The organism is Pseudomonas arsenicoxydans (assembly GCF_900103875.1).
Classification (GTDB): domain Bacteria; phylum Pseudomonadota; class Gammaproteobacteria; order Pseudomonadales; family Pseudomonadaceae; genus Aquipseudomonas; species Aquipseudomonas arsenicoxydans.
Window position 1 is genome coordinate 4,518,844 of record NZ_LT629705.1, and the last position, 18,981, is coordinate 4,537,824.

An 18,981-nucleotide genomic window follows, 5' to 3' on the forward strand; every position below is an offset into this window, starting at 1 on the left:
TGAAGAGCGCATAGCTCACCTGCAGGCAGAGAATGCTGACTTAGTCCGGCAACGAGATCGACTCTTCGAGGCGCTATCAGTAATCGCGGACAACTGCTTGGTGAAAGGGATTGATGTGGAAGAAATGCTGGCTTCCTTACGCAGGCGTTAGGCGCCAAACCCCTTAAGAGTGCGACCATGCTTTTTACTTTTCTGGCCGGATATCCGTCTACTCGTAGCTGTCCCTTGGAATCTGGTGCGACTGTTCGTCGCCGGAAATCAGCTTTATTCTCCCACTTCCCGCGAAAACAAGCGTCAGTGAGGTTAGCAACGCATATTACTCAAAATGCACGCGCGACACGAAAAGTGAGGTGACTTAGTGACTACCCATGCACATAGAAGTGTCAAAAATAACTTGCCGAGAAGTCCCGGTGAACGGTTGCAAAGTGGTATCACCAACGAAATAAGTCGTGCCTTTTTCGACCTCGTACAGCAGTCCTTCGAGACCGTGCTGGGATAGCAATTCAATTTTAAGTAGCGGCTCCATCCGCTGGCGACCAGACTGATTTATTTTTTCTGAACTGACGAATTGAACACTCCGGACCACAAACGTTTTCGATTGCTGCGTGAGTAACGAGCATAGGGCACGTTCACCGACGACCATGAGAATGAAAGGGACACGTCGTTTCCCTTTTCGCTCCTCAACCAGCACGTTAAACCAGCCGAGACTCATGTCGTACTCGACACACATCCATGTGCGAAAGGTCTCACCCAGCAAAGGGACTAACGGCACTTCCGCCCACTCATAGGTTCGAAACATCAGCTGCCCTCCGAAAATATCGCTATCGAGTATAGTTAATTTTCGACGTGACGGGCTTCATCATTCCTTTTGCGAGTCAGGCAAATGGAACTGAAGGAAGCATTTGGGATAGCGCTGCGCCAGGCGCGCTTGGAAAAAGGTTTGGCTCAGGAAGCTCTCGCCCCTAGTCAGGCCTATGTCAGCGAGGTTGAAAATGGCCGAAAAAGCCCCTCTATTGAAAAAATTGATGAGTTAGCTAGCGTCTTGGGGATTCATCCAGTCACGTTATTCGCCCGTAGTTATCTTGTTGACGGTGGTGACCTGACTGATCTCTTGAAACGCGTTACGCGAGAGCTTCACGAACTCCAATGAGTAAGCAGCTTCCTTTTTGAAATCTCGCTCAGCCTCGTCGACTCACTCAGTCAAGGGTGTGGGCGAGATGTAAATTATGGTGCGAGAATTCGGAGCTCCGGCTTACTACTTGTTCATTCACGTCACACCCTCTCCTTGAAAACCCAGAAGATTTTCGGAGCATCCAACGAGGTCATAATTACGGATAGTGGTCAACCTTTGGCCACAGGAAATGACCAGTACGTTTCTTAGACCAGACCGGCAGAGTCAACCCGAGGCCTTGAGTGTTGAGAATCTGGTGCACCCGCACAGTATGAATAGCCCCGGGCACACGGTTTTTCCGTCCAAGCTTGTTACGAATCAAATTATGGTTTTTCGCATAATTGCGCATAAAGCTACAAATCTAGTATTTGCGGCTGATTTATTAGCGTAAGTCGCTATTTTAACCAAAACATCTTTCTTAGTGCTTTCTTTTTTCGGCGGAGGGGACCCGCTCTCAGAACTGACTGCAGCTATCGACAACGTCGTGTTATCATCCATGGCAAGAATAGCCCCCACGCCTCGGGCAGATCCCAGGATCTGTACTGCGCACCAGGGGGTTAGTTTTTCTAGCCTTCCACACCCTAGCGTCGGTGTTCAGGCTCCTATCAGACCTCACCTCCCAAGCGCTGGAACCGTCGCTCAAACGCCTCCGAGCCCCTTCTATCACATCGCTTCGTGCCGGCGCGCTAGCGTTTGGAACTCTGGCCTAAATCACCTTGCCGTTAGTCTTGCGGTCTCAACGCGTGAGATTCAACAGCTTTAATCCACGGCGATTTGCATGCTCTGTACGACTTGGCATCGCTGGGATGCAGAGCCTCACAAGCGAGCTTCATCTTCATGTTCTCGAGCTAATTTGGAATTGGTGATCATGACGTTTTGAAACTTTAAATGGCGGGTGATGTGCGTTGAGCCGCATTCAAAACCATGCTCAGAGTTATTCAACATGTGAGCTAGGCGACCTTATCCCAGACAACGCTGAGCGAGCCGTGAATCGGCCCCCTCTGCAGTGGCAAAATGACATTTCTAAAGGAGTCCTGTTGTAATTGGGCTAGAGTCGTCTCCACACATCTATCGGGTTGGCGAACCGCCATAGTGCGGTCACAAGGAAGAGGCTATGCAAATCCAGCACCTAGAGATCGCGAACTTCCGTAAGCTCCTGTCAGTTCGAATCGACCTGGCAAACACCACTACCCTTCTGGTCGGAGCGAACAATAGCGGTAAGTCCTCCGCGATGTTGGCGCTACGCAAGTTCCTGCTTTCTAAAGCGACCGCGTTCCGGCTCCAAGATCTGACGCTCTCACATCTCAGGACTATTGATGCCATTGGTGTCGATTGGGAAGCTGCTGATGAAAGTCTCCAAGCCCCCGCGGCGAACGAGTGGGCGCACTGGTTACCCACCCTGGATCTCTGGATGGAAGCCTCGCAAGGCGAACTGCACCACATCAGAGATCTGATTCCCAATTTTGCCTGGAAAGGCGGCCACGTTGGCATGCGCTTCCGACTCGAGCCGAAGGACATGGCCAAGCTCTTTACTGATTACCGGAAAGAGCGGAAGCGCGTGAAGCTGCTGCAAGAGGAAATTGAAAAACGGACCGAGACGGGAAAGACTCCGCCCCCCCTGCCATTGTGGCCGCAAAGTTTGCACGATTACCTCAACCGGCGTCTGGGAACGATGTTCGCGATTCGCTGGTACCGTCTCGACCCTGCGCAACTCAGCGCACCAGATCCCAAAACTCGTCACGCCAAACTTCAAGGGCTGTCCGCGACCGCTATTCCGCTGGAAAGCAACCCCCTGACAGATCTCATACGTGTTCACGAAATCAACGCCCAACGGGGCTTTGGAGACAGCGCGGAAGAATCCGTAACCGAAGGCAGAGGTGTTTCGGGGAAAAAGTTGACGGAGCAATTGCGCGCTTACTACAACCGGCATCTGGATCCGGGTGACAGTCCAGACATCTCGGACTTGGAGGCACTGACAGCCATCCAGGCAGCCCAATCTGCATTCGACTCCCGACTGACTTCCAGCTTCGCCCCTGCTCTCGAAGAAGTCGCAGGCCTTGGATACCCCAACAATTCTGACCCTGCTATCAGGGTAGAAACCCGGCTGTCTCCTACGGACGGGATGAACCACGAAGCAGCAGTTCTATTCGAGCTGGACTCAGCCGCAGGCGCGCCCGGCGCTCCTCCCATGCGCTTGCCCGAGACGTCCAACGGTTTGGGTTACCAAAACCTGATTTCGATGATTTTCCAGCTGATGGCGTTTCGAGATGAATGGCTTAGGAAGTACAAGAACGCGGAGGAGCAGTCTGACGCTGGTGTCGAGCCAATCCACTTGGTGCTGATCGAGGAGCCTGAAGCTCACCTGCACGTCCAGGTGCAGCAGGCCTTCATCAAGCATGCTTATCACGTCCTATGTAATGACCCGCTGCTTAAGAAATATCCGAAGCTCAAAACTCAACTGATCGTTAGCTCTCATTCGAGCCACGTCGCGCATGAGACGGAGTATGCGAATCTTCGGTATTTCCGTAGGCTGCCCGCGGGAATGGCCGACGTACCTATTCCAGTGTCCACCGTCTCCAACCTAAGCACTGTTTTCGGGCAGAAAAACCCTCACAAGCACACGAAGGAGTTTGTGACCCGTTACCTCCGGGCGCAACATGCCGATCTCTTCTTTGCCGACGCGGTCATTTTGGTAGAAGGTGCTGCAGAGCGAATGATGCTGCCGCACTTCCTGCGAAACCACTTCCCCTTCCTGGATCGGTGCTACATCACAATCTTGGATATCGGGGGCAGCCACGCACACCGACTCCGGCCTCTGGTAGACGCGTTGGGCATCGTGACCCTGGTGATCACTGATTTGGACGCTGGCCACAAGAAATCAGCGGTACCGGTTAGGCGCCAGGCAGAGCAGTCAACCAATAACCCTACCCTCCGGCACTGGATGGCTGCCCGAAAACTTGGTCATGACGTGGACACTTTGCTGGATCTGGATAGTGAACAAAAAGCTGATCAGATCGATGATTTGTTTGCTATCAAAGTGGCGTACCAGACGCCCATCACCATCCGCCTTCCTAGGATTGAAGGTGAAGTAGAGGCCCTGCCCAATACCTTCGAGGACAGCCTGGTACTGAGCAACGTGAAGCATTTTGCGACTAAGCAAGGCCGGGGTTTGACCAAGGCAGTTTCCAAAGCGCTGCGTGAGTCGGAAACGGCGGACGATCTAGGTCAGGCGTTTTTCGACGCTCTTAGGGATGGCGACAAGGCGGAGTTCGTTTTACAGACACTGGGAGATCCCGACTTTGCGAAGTTGGCGGTTCCGGAGTACATCCGCGAAGGGCTCACCTGGTTAGAGACCAAGCTCAAGAAAAAGAGTAAGGAGCTTCTGATAATTCCAACGGCTAGCATCGAGGTGACTGGACAATGAGCGCTATTACCGAGGTTGTTGATGAAGTGAAGCCGACTGCTGATGAGGTTATCAAAGCATGCCTGAACTTAGAGCAGCCACGTAGCTTCTTCCTTTACGCCGGGGCCGGCTCTGGCAAGACCCACTCGCTCGTAGAAGCAGTGAAATCGCTCAAAGGGCGCGAGCGACAGCGTCTCACATTTGAAGGCCGGCAGATCGCGATCATTACCTATACCAATGCGGCCTGCGAGGAAATCGAACGCCGACTCGAGCACGATCCTCTGGTTGAAGTCTCAACGATCCACGCTTTCTCCTGGAGGATGATCAAGGGCTTCAACGATGACATTCGTGAGTGGTTGCGCGTTAAGCTCGCCGCCGACATTGACGAACTGGATGACAAACTCCGTAGGGCGCAAGGAGAGAATAAGACGTCTCGTGCTAATCGGGCGAGCCGGGACAGCAAGGCCCGTCGCCTCACGAGCCTGGATGAAATCACCGACTTCACCTATAGCCCGACGGGAGACAACCGAAGCAGGCAATCTTTGAACCATAGCGAGGTCATCCAGATGGCCGCGGCGTTCATCCCGAAGCCGCCCTTGCTTGATGTGATGGCTGACCGGCACCCGGTGCTCTTGATCGATGAAAGTCAGGATACGTACGGCCCGCTCATGGATACCTTTCTGCAGGCTCAAGCTGCAATCCCTGAAAGGTTCTGCCTAGGGCTTCTCGGCGACACGATGCAACGCATCTACAACGACGGGAAAGTTGGGTTGGATGATGCCATTCCTGCGGATTGGGCCAAGCCAGAAAAACGCATGAACCGTCGCTGCCCAACTCGAGTTGTCGATTTAATCAATGTGATCCGTGCGAGCGTTGACGGTCATCACCAAATACCTAAGCCGGGGGCTGCCAGAGGCACAGTACGAATGTTCTGCACACGGCAGGTACCGGGTCAGGATTTCAGCCTGGAGGAGCAGATAGCCAAGCAAATGGCTGACGTCACCGGCGATGTTCAGTGGGCAACCGGTATGCAAGGCCGCAAGACGCTCATCCTGGAACACAAGATGGCTGGGCGGCGTATGGGGTTTGAAGGTGTATTCACGCCGTTGTATGCCGTTGAACACCTAAACACGGGCCTACTGGACGGAACGCTACCCATACTCAAGCTTTTCTTCGAGGGGGTAGCCCCAATAGTAGAAGCGGCTCGAGCGGATGATTTCACGGTCATGGAAGCGGTGCGGCTGCGCTCTCCCTTACTTGATCCCAAATACTTGGAGTCGGCTGGCACCAACCAACTGGAGGTGCTGGAGTCTGTTGGAAAAGCGACCCAGTTGCTCTGTGAGATGCTTACGGACAATGATCCATTGATTGGGGAAGTGGCTCAAGTTCTTCAAAGGACTGGCCTGCTTGAGCTGCCTGCCCGCTTCGTCGAAGCGATGGCTTTGGGCGCTACGGCTGACGATGCCCCGGAAATATCGGATCGAGAAGCGCTTGAGATTCATGCTTATCGGATCGTCCTAGGATGCTCTTACTCGGAGATGGAGGCGTTCGCTGGCTACGCAAATGGGCTTTCACCGTTCGGCACCCACCAGGGGGTGAAAGGCCTAGAGTTTCCGCGTGTGATGGTCATCCTGAACGATGAAGAGGCAGGCGGTTTTCTGTTTAGCTATGAGAAGCTGCTCGGCGTTACGCCTGCTTCGCCAACCGACGTGAAGAATCAGCGCGCGGGCAAGGATGATTCCTTGTCACGCACGCGCAGGCTTCTATATGTGACCTGCAGTCGTGCTGAGGAAAGCTTGGCGATCGTGATTTACAGCGCCCAGCCAGAGATTGCCAAAGCGAGCGTCATTGAAGCCGGCTGGCTGAAGGCAGACGAAATTGTCGTGCTCTGAGAGGTGTAAGAAGTTGAGCAGTGTGGGGCACAGCCAGTCAACATCGGCGGAGGCCAGCCAGACTTGGACTGTCGTGAGACGCCGCGCTTGCAGTGATCTGGGGTATACCGGGTTCTCAACGGCCCTTGACCCTCCGAACAGCCTGAGCATTGTAGGTCTGGACGACAGATTGGCAGTAGCTTAATACCGGAGCGTTGGCTTACTACACTCTGGTTCCGGTGGGATATGGCGAGTGGAAGGGCCTCGCTTCCGCCACATCGATCAGCGTAACCCGAACCGCTCGGGATGTGGTCAGGCGGGTTCAAGGCTATCTTTCATCGATGGTCTCAGCATGAGGGCGCCAGATGAGTATCGACAAGACGACTAAATTGACCAGTACCCGCAGTGAAGAAAACGCGAACCTACTCCTACGGGTTGGATGGACGCTTTTGCTCATAGCTGATCGTCAGGAAGGTACTTACCAATGGCTGCTTTACCAGTTCGGATGGCAGCGAGAAGGCGAACCACCTGAAATCACTTTTACCGGCGTTGAAGGTGGCCCTGATCCGTTCTGATAACGCCGTAACAACGGACGATGAGACCAGAAACACCATGGTAAAGTAGTTCCATATTAAATTAAAAAACCTTTAAAAACAGTCAATTGCATTGCACTTGACCAGCCTTTCACGGCTCATAGTGCCTGGCATTCAACCCATGTATCGCTGCATCAAACGACTATTTCGCCAAGGGGCATTTTTCCCGGAGACACGCTCGCGAAAGACGGATAGCATTGAGCCATCAGCACGGTGATTGTGAGCGGGTGAACCCTTGATCTTTCGCACATTCATCTGCCCCCAAAAAGATCAGCATCAATAGCAAAGAAAAATTAATTTTTTAATTGACGAACTCAAGAGTTTTTCGAGGAAGATATGGGTGTTAAGGAAAGCATTGAAGGCGCCACAAGCAATAAAGAATATGTTGACGAGGATAAACCCCTAAGCAAGCAAAATAAATCGAGCTATTTAGTAAATCCAAATGGGTTTCATAAGTTCTCTATGCTGCTTGGCGGATATGCTGTATTTCTATTTGGCCTTTACGGTATTCTTTCGTTCTCTTCGCCAGACTTCATTTTTATTTTTAAAAACAATATATCAGGCACGCTAGGGATTTTGACGATTGGCTTCGTGCTTTTCTGCTTGATTGCAACACTTATCGAAAAAATATCAAGCTCTTCATTTGTTTCAATTGATAGAAAGGCCAGGGCAGAGTCAAACTCCTTTGTGGGGAAGGCAATGCGTTCGATGGCGCAAGTAATTGCAGATAGCGTGGAGTATCCAGGCGGCATAGATATAAGAGCGCCGAGAGAGAGAATAATTGAAATTGCCAAGGGGACGCAGCAGGAATCGCCTGAGACATACAAAACTTTTGAGCGTGAGCGAGTGTTAGGCACTGCCTATGAGGTGTATGTTTTTAGTGTAATTGAAAGTCTGGATAAGCATATTTCACTCACTGAAGAGAAAGGATCAAATCTTCTTGATAGAGGATTGTTATTTTTGTTTGGCGGCATACTTTTTTATATCATGGCCATCATCGGCTGGCAAATGTGGGCAAAGTATGGTGAACCTGAAGTTAGCGTAATGTACATTGGTATGTTTGCTAGCTCAGTCGTGTTTTTAGTATGCGAATTTCTGGCGGCATGGTTCCTGAAGCAATATAGACATTATGTTGATGCCTCGCTGGCCTGCTTGCGAGTGAAGTCCGTTTATGATCGATATATGCTTTCTTATTATGCAGTGAAAGAAATGGCACCTGAGGGATATGAGATATCCGAAAAACTAAATCGTGTTCTTGAGGCGCTAAAGCAGGATGTGTCATGGCCTGGGCATAAGGATAACATGAACAACGACTTTAATTATATTGTCGAATCGATGAATACGGTACACGCTTCCTTGGACAAGGTAAAAGGTCTATTCGATTCCAAAGCAAGGTCAGCACCTTCAGAAAGTCAGTCAAGCGATAAATAGAGCAAATTTTAAAGCGATGTCTTGCACCAGACATAACCAGAAAATGTAGATTTTCTGGTTATGCACACCAATTTTACACGCAATTGCCTAGTGATGATTTATGGTTTAAATCGCCAATACTTGTTAGGCTCGAATCCTGTAGGGCTCAATCCAGCCCTTTTGTCAGCCGGGAGCGATTCTTGGATGATATAGTGCATATCATCGATGATTGAACGCACATCCCCATAGTACGTATGGCCCAGAAAGCTGGTGTCCACGTTGGATGCATCGATAGTGTCCATGCCTTTTAGTATCACAAGCCCTGCACCGCTATCCCCTGCGCGTGGATATCTATGGGCAGTTTGCGATAGGGATAGCGCTTTATCATTAGACGAAGCGTACAGCGTTACGCTCTTACCCGTATTCAAAAGCCTTGGGGCGATTTTTTGTTTGAATAGGTCGGCGTCAATATCCGGCGCGGCGAGAATGATTGCCTTCAATTTTCCAATTAGCGCTGGCTTTTCTTCTGCTATTGCGCCAATCGCTTTTGACAGCCCTCGCGTGCCCATACTATGACCTACGACAAAAACATTTGAAAATTTAGTATCTGAAAGGATGTCTACCAGGAAATCTTTGATTTTATCTTCTGAAAGCTCAATATTCCTTTCATCTGCCGCGTAGGCGAAAGGTGTGGCTGAATCTTGGGAAGGCCAGCTATAAAAAATAGGCACACCATCAAAGTTAAGGTCGTAAGCCATTTGCGCTGTTCGCTTTGCGGCATCATCGAACCCAACATTAAAACCATGTATAAAAACAAAGGCACTCCCGGATTTGGATACTTCTGCGAGCCAATTAATGTCTTTAGTGAAGGCTTCATGGGATAACAACTCTGTTTTCAGAATCATAACGTGCTTTTGTGGGTCTTCATCAAACTCGAGCCTCAGTATTGACGGCGACTCGATAACTCCTGCCTGGTGACGAGGTGGAATACTTACGTAGCAGTAGCCGTAGCTGACATTTCCAGGATCTGACGTGAAAATAATTTTGTTGTCGTTGACCATGTATTGGCGATCTGTCGCAAAGTTTACTCGGATTCCACGATAGCCCGAAGTATCTGTCATACGTGTGTCTTGCCAGGTTGTCAGTGTGTTGTCATTGGTGCTTGATGTAGTATTGGCAACAACATCCATGGTGGAAAAGTCTAGTTTTGGCCGAAAAACATAAGTATTGAAAGTTGACGTATCATTTAAGGTAAAGGCATTTGTATTTTTTCGGTCGTCATTACCCCACTTATCGGTAAGTGTGTCAGAAATTGCCGCCTTGCTATTGAAAACGATATAGGGAATATCCGTAGCCACTGATGCAGATGAAGGCCCTGGGTGCGGTTCTGTATTTGGCTGCGGGGGTTCTAGAGAGCCCGAGTGCTCCCCTTTATCCGATGCGGATGGAGGGTTCGTCTGCGGATTTGCAGTTGGCCGCTCGGGTGCTGGGGAACCCAGCTGCGCCACTTCATTTACTGAGAATAATACTATTACCCCAATCATCGAGGCGATTATTACTGATATTAATGGCCAGTGCTGCTTGGGTATTTTTTTCTCGAGCTCCATAGCCATCACCCTGAGTGCTGGGTTCATTTATAGCCTGTAGATTAGCAACAATACTAACTTCCGCCACGGCGCGGATCCCGGGGTCAGTTCTGGCCAAGGTCAACGCTTTTTGCGATTCATCACTTTTTGAAAGTGAACCAAGGCTAATTCCAAGATCGCTGCTTGTACGTCGGGCTGTAGTTCTCCTTTGGCATCCATTGGTAGGTACGGTCGTGCGGGTATGTCACTCCACAAATGCGGAAAGTCCGCTTGGTCCCCACCGAACTGCATCATGGCCGCATACGGTTTATTGCTGCCGACCAGTGCAGAGCTATGTGTGCTTTGGGTGGTGATGGATGCCTGCCAGGCCGGCAGCACTGACTTGCAGAATCTGCCCGGGCCAATGCCCGTGTTTGGCGCGGTTGTAGGTGGTGGTGTCGGACAGTTCGGGCCATTCGGGGCGGCCTTCGTGTTCGAAGTTTTGTTCGGTCTGGCTGGCGAGTTCGGCGGCGATGCCTTGCATTAAGGGTGTTAGGTCGCCGATGGCCCATTCGATGTTTTGCAGGGTTTGTTGTAGGTGTTGGTGGTCTAGGTCGATGGTGAGCACGGTGGGTTTGCTCCATAACATGCGCAGTGTGAGCCGCAAGCAGGGCGATGATGCTATGGCAATTTCGCGGTCAGCTTTTGGAGTTGAGATTCCAACTGTTCGCGGTATTTGGGGTCAGCGGTGAGTTCGCATGCCGCTGCCATACTGGCTACGGCCTTTTCTATTTCACCCAAGGCCTCCCAGCATTGGCTTTGCTGAACATGATAAATATTCCTTCTGCCTTGTGCCTTTTTATCCTGCTCAACCAGAGCCAATGCCAGCTTCGCAGATTCAATTGCAAGCTTTGGGGTGCCCAAGGCCAGTTCAGCCCGGGTCTTTTGATAGAGTACCCAGTGATCAACACGGTCTTGGGGTACCTTATCAATCGCCGCCAAGGCATCTGAAGCTCTATTAGCTTCAATAAATGTCTTGGCCACCACACGAGCGAGGTAAGACTGTTGGCGCTGGTGCGATTCTGACCCGGGCTGCCGGAATTCAATGCCCCGCCAGAATACTCAGCAAGCGATGGTCTTGCGGGTGATTCCAGAGGTTGCATATGGGGCAGTCAAAATCAGCCGTCTGGGTCAAAATCGCATCAGCGCCAACAGTCAACGAAACGGCTGGTGCTGCACGCGCCGATGAGCTGGGCAAGAACGCCGCATTTGCCCATGCGGATATCACCAACGAAACAGAGGCTCGCAATGCAATAGCCACTGCGGTCGGTGTCTTTGGTGGACTGCAGGGACTCATCAGTTGTGCTGGAATTGCACCGGCAGAACGTGTGTTGGGCAGGTCGGGCGTCCATGGCTTGGAGAGTTTTAGGCGTACTGTTGAAATCAACTTAATCGGCAGCTTCAACATGCTGCGCCTTGCCGCCGAGGCCATGGCGGGAGGCGAGGCTAACCGGGAAGGCGAACGCGGAGTAATCATTAACACTGCATCGGTAGCCGCATATGACGGTCAGACCGGACAAGTTGCGTATGCAGCCTCCAAGGGCGGCGTAGCAGCCATGACGTTACCAGCAGCCCGAGATCTTGCACGCTCCGGTATCCGCGTGATGTGTATTGCCCCTGGTATTTTTGAAACTCCGATGATGGCAGGAATGCCTCAAGAGGTGCAGGAGGCTCTTGCCGCGCATGTTCCATTTCCTCCCCGCCTCGGCCGGCCCGCTGAATATGCGGCACTTGCTAGACATATCATTGAGAACCCGATGCTCAATGGTGAGGTGATTCGCCTAGATGGAGCTTTGCGAATGGCTGCCAAATGAGCCCCGCATCGCTGATGCGGATAGCGCAACGCCCATCAAAGTCAAAGCATAAGGAGTCAACATGAGCTCTAACAATCCGGTCGTAATCGTCGGTATGGCACGCACACCTTTAGGAGGTTTCCTCGGGCAATTCAAAGAAGTCACCGCTGCGGAGCTTGGTGGGGTTGCCATTCGCGCAGCGGTAGAACGTGCGAACCTCACTTCAGAAGACGTTGAAGAGGTGGTGATGGGTTGTGTGCTGCAGGCCGGACAGGGTCAAGCTCCAGCTCGCCAGGCCGCATTGAAGGCTGACCTTCCCACCGGCGTCGTATGTTCCACCGTAAACAAAATGTGCGGGTCGGGCATGAAGGCGGTGATGAACGCACACGATTCACTAACGACTGGAAGCGTGAATATCGTCGTGGCTGGTGGCATGGAAAGCATGTCAAATGCGCCGTATCTTATAGACAGGGCCCGTACTGGACTACGGATGGGGCATTCTAAAATGATCGACCACATGTTCGTTGATGGGCTTGAGGACGCCTATGACCGAGGTCGGCTCATGGGCACTTTCGCTGAAGAGTGCGCGCAGGCTTATGGGTTCACCCGTGAGGCTCAGGATGAGTTTGCCATTAGCTCGTTAATGCGCGCGCAGAACGCAATTGCCTCTGGTGCATTTCATGATGAAATCGTCCACGTTAAGGCGCGTGCCGGGAGGGAGATACTCACTGTCGACCACGATGAGCAGCCAGGTAAAGCAATGGTGGAAAAAATACCAACATTGAAACCAGCGTTCCGCGAGGGGGGAACTGTTACAGCTGCGAATGCTAGCTCGATCTCCGATGGGTCAGCTGCGTTAGTCATGATGCGTTTGTCCGAAGCAGAACGTCGGGGGCTAAAGCCGATAGCTCGTGTTGTAGGGCACGCTTCTTTTGCGCAAGCACCCCATCTTTTCTCCACAGCACCTATTGGCGCAATCAAGCGCTTGCTGGAACGGAGTAACTGGTCGCTGAATGACGTGGATCTTTTCGAGATCAATGAAGCATTTGCTGTCGTACCAATGGCTGCAATGCATGACCTTGGCATAAGCCATGAGCAGTTGAACGTCCATGGCGGTGCGTGCGCGCTGGGCCACCCTATTGGCGCCTCTGGGGCAAGGGTTGTGGTCACCCTGATTAATGCTCTTAAGAGGCGAGGAATGAAGCGCGGTATCGCTTCTGCATGCATCGGTGGTGGTGAAGCAACTGCAGTAGCTGTCGAGCTTCTAGCTTGAGACATTTGAAAGGCGCAGTTACCACGCTCTTAAGCTGATGAACGTGGTCACTCGCCGAGAGCATCCGTGAGCATCTGTGCACGACACGCTCCTGCCACTCATGCCAAGACAATGTCTCCGTTGTAAAGAAACTCTGTTGACCGGACAATTCTCACAAGATGGATAGCTCAGCTCGAAATTTATGAGCGTCCGGGCTACGAGGTCGGCATCGCAATTGTCCTGATTACGATTCTGGAAACACGTATGACAGAGAAAGTTTTGTTTTGGGAAGACTTCAAGCTAGGGGACACCTGGACGGCTTCACGGCCTAAAGGAATAACTGAAGAGGAAATTATTGCGTTTGCCTTGGCATATGATCCCCTAGATATTCACATTGATCCAAAGCGAGCTCGAGAAAGCCCACTCGGCGTTCACTGCGCAAGTGGAGTCCAAACATTCGCTGTGGCGCAGCGCCTCATGTGTGAAGCCCTATACCTCAACACTTGCATTGTAGCAGGTGGGCAGATTGATAAATTCCGAATGCTGTCACCCGTAGTGCCTGGTGATGCCCTTAGCATCTGCGCAAAGGTGCTCAGCTCAACCGCCCATTATCGACAAGATGACCGAGGTTGGGTCGTTTTTACGGTTGAAGTATTCACTGCTGACCTTAACAGAGTTCTCGGCTACGAGGTGTCGGTGCTGATAATGCGCCGTGGGGATGAGCTCGACGATATCGCTAACACCGGCAATCGATAAGTAAGTCCGCCGTCTACCCCCTTATTGGAGTGCCGATCGCCTGCCGTATCTCGCGCACGTCGCGGGCAGGCGCTGCGCCGAATTGCCGTAAGTATTCCCGGCTAAACTGTGATGCGCTTTCATAACCGACAACGAACGCCACGTCAGACGCGCGATGCTCGCCAGCAAGCAAAAGCTGGCGAGCTTCCTGCAATCTGAGCTGTTTCTGGTACTGGATAGGACTGAGTCCTGTCATCGACAGAAAATGGCGATGCAGGCTTGCCCGGCTCATGCCGCTTACACCGCACAACGCCTCGATGCGAAGTCGGGTGTTGTAATTGTCCCTGATCCAGGCAACAGCTCGCCGGATACTGCCCAGCGCGCCATCGGGTTGAGCAATCTGACGCAGCAGCCGCCCCTGAGGGCCCTGCAGAAGACGATAGAGCAATTCCCGTTCGACCATGGGGCCGAGTACCGGAATATCGGCAGGCGTGTCGAGCAACGACAATAAGCGGAGTAACGTGTCGCGGAGCGAAGCGGTCATCGGGTTTATCATGATGCCAATGCCCTTTTGTTCGCTCTCGCGAACCGGCGGCATGGACGCCGCCAATTCCGCCAGTATGGCCGGATCCAGCACGAGCGATACCGCAACGTGGGGCTGTCCCCCTTCAGCATCAAGAATCTGTCCGATCAGAGGCAGATCCAGGGCGCTGATGAGATATTGTTCACTGTCGTAACTCAGAAGATTGTCGTTAATCGCAACGCGCTTCGAGCCTTGTAGGATGAAGCAGATCATCGAGCGATACAGGCACGGCGCCTTGTCTGTAGAGCCTTGTCCAACGCAGAGGTCTACACGCGGGATCCGTGTGGTAGTCAAACCCGGTGGCGCATGGCGCAGGGCTATATCAAGATGCGGTGCAAGATCGTTGTTCATGAGCCGATTATGCCTACACCCCGCCACCACGCAATGTGATTGATACAATCAGGCAATAAATTGAGCTTATTGGGCGTGGGTTACAAACCAGTCATTGCCTATCTTGAGCAGGTCAAGAAAGCGCCGAAAGGCGCGCCTAACCTAGCAGAGACAGCCCATGACCAACCAGATCGCACTCATTACTGGCGCCAGCCGTGGCCTTGGCCGCAACATGGCGCTTCACCTCGCCAAGCGCGGTGTCCACATCATCGGCACTTATCGCAGCGGCGCTGCAGAAGCCGAGACGCTGAAGCAGGAGATCGAGGCGCAGGGTGGCAAGGCCGCGATGTTGCCGCTCGACATCACCGACACTACTAGCTATCAGGCTTTTTCAAGCGCACTGACTGATACGCTGAAGACCGAGTTCGGCCGCGAGCGCTTCGACTTCCTCGTCAACAATGCCGGCAATGGCCTCTTCGCTAACTTTATTGACGCGACCGAAGACCAGTTTGCCTTGCTGGTCGCCACGCACCTTCGCGGGCCGATTTTCCTGACTCAGAAGCTGTTACCGCTCGTGGAAGACGGCGGTCGCATCCTGAACGTTTCCTCCGGCTTCGTACGCTTTACTTTGCCGGGGTATAGCGTTTATGCAGCGGTGAAGGCCGCAGTTGAAGTGCTCACCCGTTACATGGCCGTGGAACTGGGGTCGCGCCAAATTCGCGTGAATGCGATTGCCCCAGGTGCCATCGCAACCGATTTTGGCGGTGGTGCAGTGCGCGACAACAAGGATGTGAACGCCTACGTAGCGCAGGGCATCGCGCTGGGCCGTGTCGGTCTACCGGACGATATAGGCGGTGCGGTTGCCGCGATCCTGTCCGATGACATGGCCTGGGCTAACGGGACGACTTTTGACATCTCGGGCGGGCAGTTGCTGTAGCCAAAGCCGCATTTATTCCATCCCGTCACAGCCCTATCGAGAGACCATCATGCCGCACGCTCAACTTACGCTCATCAGCCATCCGTTGTGCCCGTTCGTTCAGCGAGCGGCCATCGTGCTGCTGGAAAAGAATGTGCCCTTTGAGAGGGTCGACGTCGACCTCGCCGCCAAGCCAGATTGGTTTCTGGCGCTTTCGCCGATGGGAAAGGTGCCGTTACTTAAGGGTGGAGCTGCCGGATAGAGCGGACACGATACTGCTCGAGAGCATGGCCATTTGCGAATATTTTAACGAAACGCAGGGTGGACGATTACGCCGAGCGACTCCAGCAGCACCTTGTTAAGCAGCAGGCAATACTCTCAGACTCGATGTGTTAAAACCGACCGGCCGGATTGTACAGACAGGCTCTAAATAACCATGCCCGGAAAGTTGAGTTCACCGGCTCCTGACCTTGGCTTTGCGGGGCTGAGCGCAGCCTTGAACTCGATGACTACCCGGGATTGAGGTTGTCACCAACAGCATCGAATGAAGGGCAACCTTCAACGCCTGCCATTTGATGTTCAATACTCACGAATCGAATTGAGCATTGACGCTGAATCAGCAAGCCTCGTCATATCCGACCGCCCATTTGACCATCACCAAGTCGTGAGCCGGGCCTTGCTCGAAGGATCGACCTGTCCTATTAGCGATTAGAGGCCTGATTACCCTGTTTGAGTTAGGGGCGCGATAACCTACACCGAGATTGAATGAGCACACCCTTCCCTCACGTCTGAGATGATTAAGGACAACTACGGCGCATGAAGTCGCAAACAATGGCGATGGTCGCGCAAGCGGCCCAAGACGCAGAGCGATCCGCTCAGACAGGCCACACGATGTTAGAACGCACGAACAAGGGGCTTGTAGATCTGACCGACTGCCTAACGTCATCGGTAAACGATGCCAGACAACTTACAGTCAGCAGCGAGCAGATCGGTGACGTACTGGATGTGATTCGTGGTATCGCGCAGCAAACCAATCTGCTCGCACTTAACGCAGCGATTGAGGCTGCACGCGCATGAGAACCCAGGACTCCGTGGAGCAGATCCGTGTAGTCATAGAGCAAGTGCAAGCTGGCGCAATGACGGTGACAACGGCAATTCAGGACAGCCAGCAAAAAGCTACAACCAGCTCGAAACAGATGGATGAGACCGTCGTTTCCTTAAATGACATCACGCAAGCTGTTTCAAAAATTCAGGACATGACTCACCAGATCGCTACGGCGGCTGAAGAGCAAAGTGCAGTAGCGGAAGACATCAATTGCAATATCAGCAATATCCGCCTAGTGACTCAAGAGCTCAATGAGAAGGCGAGCACCTCTGAGACGCTGAGCGAGCACTTGAATACCTTAGCGGACAAACAGCACGCACTAGCCGAGCAGTTTCACGTCTAACGCGGCGTTTATCGACCGGTATCGTGCGGCAATCCACCCGTACCCTCAGATCGGATGGCTCGGTGCTGGATCAAGACAACGAAGTAGCAAAGCGTAATCCGGGAATACGTCATGCGACCCAATCCCTTTGCTTCTCACTTTGGCCCCGTGTGACAACTCGACTGAGAGATAAGGTCTGTACCCCATGCCAACTATAAAAAGGGCCCTCACAGGGCCCTTTTGTACTCAAACCGAACTCACTTGGTCAGCCAAGACTCGACTTTGTCCGAGCCGTATTTCGCTTTCCACTCCTTCAGCGTCCGATGGTTGCCGCCTTTGGTTTCCACGACTTCACCAGTGTTTGGATTTTTGTAAATCTTCACCTGGCGTGGCTTACGGCTGCCAGATTTCGACTCGGCAGCAGGAGCACGGCGACCGGCTTGTGGGTCGAGCAAATTGATGATGTCTTTCAAGCTGTAGCCGTACTTAGCCAGCAAGGCACGGAGCTTTGTTTCAAACTCGATCTCCTGCTTCAGGCCAGCATCGCCTTTGAGGGTTTCGAGCGCTTGGAGCTGCTCGGCTAGGTGTTTTTCGAGCTGGCGGAATTCAGCAAGTTTAGACATTTTGAGTCTCTTCGTAGTTAGTCGTCTAACGATACACCAAAACCTTCAATTGGATTAATGGTCAGCGATTCCAACGAAATGGAACGTCGCTGCAGTTCACTCTTTAAAAGCATGCGAGCCTAGGTTCGCCGCTTAATTCATTCGTCTTCCGCCGAGAGCGGCGAATTGAGGTCAACATCCACATGACCGACTAACGAAGTGATGCGATCGAACAGATGCGTATCCACAGGCAGCATGCGCTCCGGATACGCATTCATGTCGGCAGCCAATAGTTCAAGAGTTCGGGATACGGAGTGATGAGCTTCCATCGGTTCAGCGGTATTGCTCTGAACGCGGTTATCAGCAGTGATGTTGGGGATGCGAGGATCATTCATGATCAAACCTTACCTGCTTTCGACGTCGCAGCACCAGCAGGAATCTCACCTATTTAGATGACGTCGTGTTGCTCCGATTACAGCGGCTTTTTGAAGCGAAAAATTATGGCTCAATAATAATTATGGCTGAGCCATAATTCGGAATAATCCAATTTTGCCATTTCCTCGCTGTTATTGATCCTCGAATCACCCGCAGCATACCGTCCAAAGCTGGTCGGCCTGCGTCGCGCGGCGCCTCTATGGTGACAAAACAAACAGAGAGCCCAAGGCCTTGAAAAGCTCTGCAAGCATTCGCGCATCTAGCAATGCATGGTGCGGCAGATCAGACAGCTCTACCTGATCAAGAGCGTCCCCACTCACCTGATTAAAGAGGCTTTTAAAGTTGGTAGGCTGACTCACAACCTGGACTGGCCAGGGTTGATGATCTGCAGAAACGAGATCACAGAAAAAAACCAATCCAAATGCGGCGCATCTGTACACACCTCAAGTTTTTCGTCGAAGGAGCCTAGAAAGCTTCGAAGCGAGGCCCGAGCTTCGACGAGCGACTGACCATATCGCAGAGGATCAAGCTGCGGTAAAACATTTTGGATAACGAAATCACTGCAGTCCTCGACCGGATAGGTATCCGTTAACTCAACGTAAAACTCTTCGCCTGACTCCGGCACCAGCGCTAGAGATATCAGCTTTGAGTGCAGAGTGAGATGAGTAAATTCGCAATCTAGGAATATCCTCAACGAGCTACTCCTCATTTGCTGCTAGCGTGCCCGTCATTGGGGCCGTGTTCGCCCCCTGTTTACAGTAGTACACCGTCTACAGCTGATCAACCAACGTCGTAAAGCTCTGGTTCCTCATCTCCCGGCGCATCTCCCTAACCC

At 52.3% G+C, this 18,981-nt stretch carries 19 protein-coding genes and 1 pseudogene; 12 read left to right on the top strand and 8 right to left on the bottom strand.

Annotated features, from left to right (window positions below; genetic code table 11):
• Window positions 1–355 precede the first annotated feature (355 nt).
• On the bottom strand, window positions 356–799 hold the full coding sequence (locus tag BLQ41_RS21085; protein ID WP_090183853.1) for a hypothetical protein: 444 nt from the start codon (window positions 797–799) through the stop codon (window positions 356–358).
• Window positions 800–883: 84 nt separating this feature from the next.
• Here BLQ41_RS21085 and BLQ41_RS21090 point away from each other — a divergent pair, with 84 nt between their 5' ends.
• The 5 genes from BLQ41_RS21090 to BLQ41_RS21115 all read left to right on the top strand — a co-directional run bounded on the left by BLQ41_RS21090 (window position 884) and on the right by BLQ41_RS21115 (window position 8,469).
• On the top strand, window positions 884–1,150 hold the full coding sequence (locus tag BLQ41_RS21090) for a helix-turn-helix domain-containing protein (protein WP_090183856.1): 267 nt from the start codon (window positions 884–886) through the stop codon (window positions 1,148–1,150).
• 1,135 nt (window positions 1,151–2,285) lie between these two features.
• Window positions 2,286–4,595 (top strand): AAA family ATPase, encoded by a 2,310-nt coding sequence (locus BLQ41_RS21095; protein ID WP_090183859.1) that lies wholly within the window; start codon window positions 2,286–2,288, stop codon window positions 4,593–4,595.
• Complete coding sequence (locus BLQ41_RS21100) at window positions 4,592–6,466, top strand: UvrD-helicase domain-containing protein (protein WP_090183861.1); 1,875 nt, start codon at window positions 4,592–4,594, stop codon at window positions 6,464–6,466. The genes BLQ41_RS21095 and BLQ41_RS21100 overlap by 4 nt, the downstream gene beginning before the upstream one ends.
• Before the next feature lie 344 nt (window positions 6,467–6,810).
• Window positions 6,811–7,020, top strand: coding sequence for a hypothetical protein (locus tag BLQ41_RS21110; protein WP_090183864.1), 210 nt, complete (start codon window positions 6,811–6,813; stop codon window positions 7,018–7,020).
• Window positions 7,021–7,374: 354 nt separating this feature from the next.
• Window positions 7,375–8,469 (top strand): hypothetical protein, encoded by a 1,095-nt coding sequence (locus BLQ41_RS21115; protein ID WP_090183867.1) that lies wholly within the window; start codon window positions 7,375–7,377, stop codon window positions 8,467–8,469.
• A gap of 98 nt (window positions 8,470–8,567) precedes the next feature.
• Here BLQ41_RS21115 and BLQ41_RS21120 read toward each other — a convergent pair whose 3' ends face one another.
• From BLQ41_RS21120 to BLQ41_RS21130, 4 genes are all read right to left on the bottom strand, one after another.
• On the bottom strand, window positions 8,568–10,082 hold the full coding sequence (locus BLQ41_RS21120) for an alpha/beta hydrolase (RefSeq protein WP_090183871.1): 1,515 nt from the start codon (window positions 10,080–10,082) through the stop codon (window positions 8,568–8,570).
• Window positions 10,083–10,154: 72 nt separating this feature from the next.
• Window positions 10,155–10,412, bottom strand: a complete 258-nt coding sequence (locus tag BLQ41_RS30960; RefSeq protein WP_231997044.1) for a phage virion morphogenesis protein — start codon at window positions 10,410–10,412, stop codon at window positions 10,155–10,157.
• Window positions 10,366–10,641, bottom strand: coding sequence for a phage virion morphogenesis protein (locus tag BLQ41_RS30965; RefSeq protein WP_231997045.1), 276 nt, complete (start codon window positions 10,639–10,641; stop codon window positions 10,366–10,368). Before BLQ41_RS30965 ends, BLQ41_RS30960 begins: the two co-directional genes overlap by 47 nt.
• A gap of 53 nt (window positions 10,642–10,694) precedes the next feature.
• Window positions 10,695–11,057: a hypothetical protein gene (locus BLQ41_RS21130; protein WP_197678896.1), complete on the bottom strand. Its 363-nt coding sequence runs from the start codon at window positions 11,055–11,057 to the stop codon at window positions 10,695–10,697.
• A 119-nt stretch (window positions 11,058–11,176) separates the two neighbouring features.
• Between BLQ41_RS21130 and BLQ41_RS21135 the strand changes: the two genes are divergently transcribed.
• The 3 genes from BLQ41_RS21135 to BLQ41_RS21145 all read left to right on the top strand — a co-directional run bounded on the left by BLQ41_RS21135 (window position 11,177) and on the right by BLQ41_RS21145 (window position 13,874).
• Window positions 11,177–11,887, top strand: a complete 711-nt coding sequence (locus tag BLQ41_RS21135) for an SDR family NAD(P)-dependent oxidoreductase (RefSeq protein WP_090183874.1) — start codon at window positions 11,177–11,179, stop codon at window positions 11,885–11,887.
• A 61-nt stretch (window positions 11,888–11,948) separates the two neighbouring features.
• A complete protein-coding gene (locus BLQ41_RS21140; RefSeq protein ID WP_090183876.1) occupies window positions 11,949–13,139 on the top strand; it encodes an acetyl-CoA C-acyltransferase in 1,191 nt (396 codons plus the stop codon).
• Window positions 13,140–13,382: 243 nt separating this feature from the next.
• Window positions 13,383–13,874 carry a MaoC/PaaZ C-terminal domain-containing protein gene (locus BLQ41_RS21145; protein WP_090183879.1) on the top strand — a complete coding sequence of 164 codons (492 nt, stop codon included), beginning with the start codon at window positions 13,383–13,385 and terminating at the stop codon, window positions 13,872–13,874.
• Between the two features lie 13 nt (window positions 13,875–13,887).
• Here BLQ41_RS21145 and BLQ41_RS21150 read toward each other — a convergent pair whose 3' ends face one another.
• Window positions 13,888–14,787 carry an AraC family transcriptional regulator gene (locus BLQ41_RS21150; protein WP_090183884.1) on the bottom strand — a complete coding sequence of 300 codons (900 nt, stop codon included), beginning with the start codon at window positions 14,785–14,787 and terminating at the stop codon, window positions 13,888–13,890.
• 157 nt (window positions 14,788–14,944) lie between these two features.
• On the opposite strand from BLQ41_RS21150, the gene BLQ41_RS21155 reads away from it, so the two are divergent.
• From BLQ41_RS21155 to BLQ41_RS31165, 4 genes and pseudogenes are all read left to right on the top strand, one after another.
• Window positions 14,945–15,703: an SDR family NAD(P)-dependent oxidoreductase gene (locus BLQ41_RS21155; RefSeq protein ID WP_090183886.1), complete on the top strand. Its 759-nt coding sequence runs from the start codon at window positions 14,945–14,947 to the stop codon at window positions 15,701–15,703.
• 49 nt (window positions 15,704–15,752) lie between these two features.
• On the top strand, window positions 15,753–15,944 hold the full coding sequence (locus BLQ41_RS21160; RefSeq protein ID WP_231997046.1) for a glutathione S-transferase N-terminal domain-containing protein: 192 nt from the start codon (window positions 15,753–15,755) through the stop codon (window positions 15,942–15,944).
• 629 nt (window positions 15,945–16,573) lie between these two features.
• Window positions 16,574–16,756 (top strand): annotated as a pseudogene (locus BLQ41_RS31160) (methyl-accepting chemotaxis protein); the annotation flags it as partial.
• Entirely contained in the window at window positions 16,756–17,130 is a 375-nt protein-coding gene (locus tag BLQ41_RS31165; RefSeq protein WP_090183891.1) for a methyl-accepting chemotaxis protein, read from the top strand. The pseudogene BLQ41_RS31160 and the gene BLQ41_RS31165, both read left to right, overlap by 1 nt.
• Window positions 17,131–17,366: 236 nt before the next feature.
• Here the strand turns inward: BLQ41_RS31165 and BLQ41_RS21175 are convergent, their stop codons facing one another.
• Together BLQ41_RS21175 and BLQ41_RS21180 are read right to left on the bottom strand one after the other, a co-directional pair.
• The gene (locus tag BLQ41_RS21175) at window positions 17,367–17,732 is read right to left on the bottom strand and encodes a histone-like nucleoid-structuring protein, MvaT/MvaU family (RefSeq protein ID WP_090183894.1); all 366 of its coding nucleotides are present in this window, start codon (window positions 17,730–17,732) and stop codon (window positions 17,367–17,369) included.
• Between the two features lie 137 nt (window positions 17,733–17,869).
• On the bottom strand, window positions 17,870–18,106 hold the full coding sequence (locus BLQ41_RS21180; RefSeq protein ID WP_090183897.1) for a type II toxin-antitoxin system PrlF family antitoxin: 237 nt from the start codon (window positions 18,104–18,106) through the stop codon (window positions 17,870–17,872).
• Between the last annotated feature and the right edge of the window lie 875 nt (window positions 18,107–18,981).

Coding starts and splice junctions, on each gene's coding strand:
- BLQ41_RS21150 (WP_090183884.1), bottom strand. CDS start 14,787: ATGAACAACGATCTTGCACCGCATCTTGATATAGCCCTGCGCCATGCG.
- BLQ41_RS21155 (WP_090183886.1), top strand. CDS start 14,945: ATGACCAACCAGATCGCACTCATTACTGGCGCCAGCCGTGGCCTTGGC.
- BLQ41_RS21120 (WP_090183871.1), bottom strand. CDS start 10,082: ATGAACCCAGCACTCAGGGTGATGGCTATGGAGCTCGAGAAAAAAATA.
- BLQ41_RS21085 (WP_090183853.1), bottom strand. CDS start 799: ATGTTTCGAACCTATGAGTGGGCGGAAGTGCCGTTAGTCCCTTTGCTG.
- BLQ41_RS21110 (WP_090183864.1), top strand. CDS start 6,811: ATGAGTATCGACAAGACGACTAAATTGACCAGTACCCGCAGTGAAGAA.
- BLQ41_RS21175 (WP_090183894.1), bottom strand. CDS start 17,732: ATGTCTAAACTTGCTGAATTCCGCCAGCTCGAAAAACACCTAGCCGAG.
- BLQ41_RS21090 (WP_090183856.1), top strand. CDS start 884: ATGGAACTGAAGGAAGCATTTGGGATAGCGCTGCGCCAGGCGCGCTTG.
- BLQ41_RS21140 (WP_090183876.1), top strand. CDS start 11,949: ATGAGCTCTAACAATCCGGTCGTAATCGTCGGTATGGCACGCACACCT.
- BLQ41_RS21160 (WP_231997046.1), top strand. CDS start 15,753: ATGCCGCACGCTCAACTTACGCTCATCAGCCATCCGTTGTGCCCGTTC.
- BLQ41_RS21145 (WP_090183879.1), top strand. CDS start 13,383: ATGACAGAGAAAGTTTTGTTTTGGGAAGACTTCAAGCTAGGGGACACC.
- BLQ41_RS21095 (WP_090183859.1), top strand. CDS start 2,286: ATGCAAATCCAGCACCTAGAGATCGCGAACTTCCGTAAGCTCCTGTCA.
- BLQ41_RS21115 (WP_090183867.1), top strand. CDS start 7,375: ATGGGTGTTAAGGAAAGCATTGAAGGCGCCACAAGCAATAAAGAATAT.
- BLQ41_RS21180 (WP_090183897.1), bottom strand. CDS start 18,106: ATGAATGATCCTCGCATCCCCAACATCACTGCTGATAACCGCGTTCAG.
- BLQ41_RS21135 (WP_090183874.1), top strand. CDS start 11,177: ATGGGGCAGTCAAAATCAGCCGTCTGGGTCAAAATCGCATCAGCGCCA.
- BLQ41_RS31165 (WP_090183891.1), top strand. CDS start 16,756: ATGAGAACCCAGGACTCCGTGGAGCAGATCCGTGTAGTCATAGAGCAA.
- BLQ41_RS21100 (WP_090183861.1), top strand. CDS start 4,592: ATGAGCGCTATTACCGAGGTTGTTGATGAAGTGAAGCCGACTGCTGAT.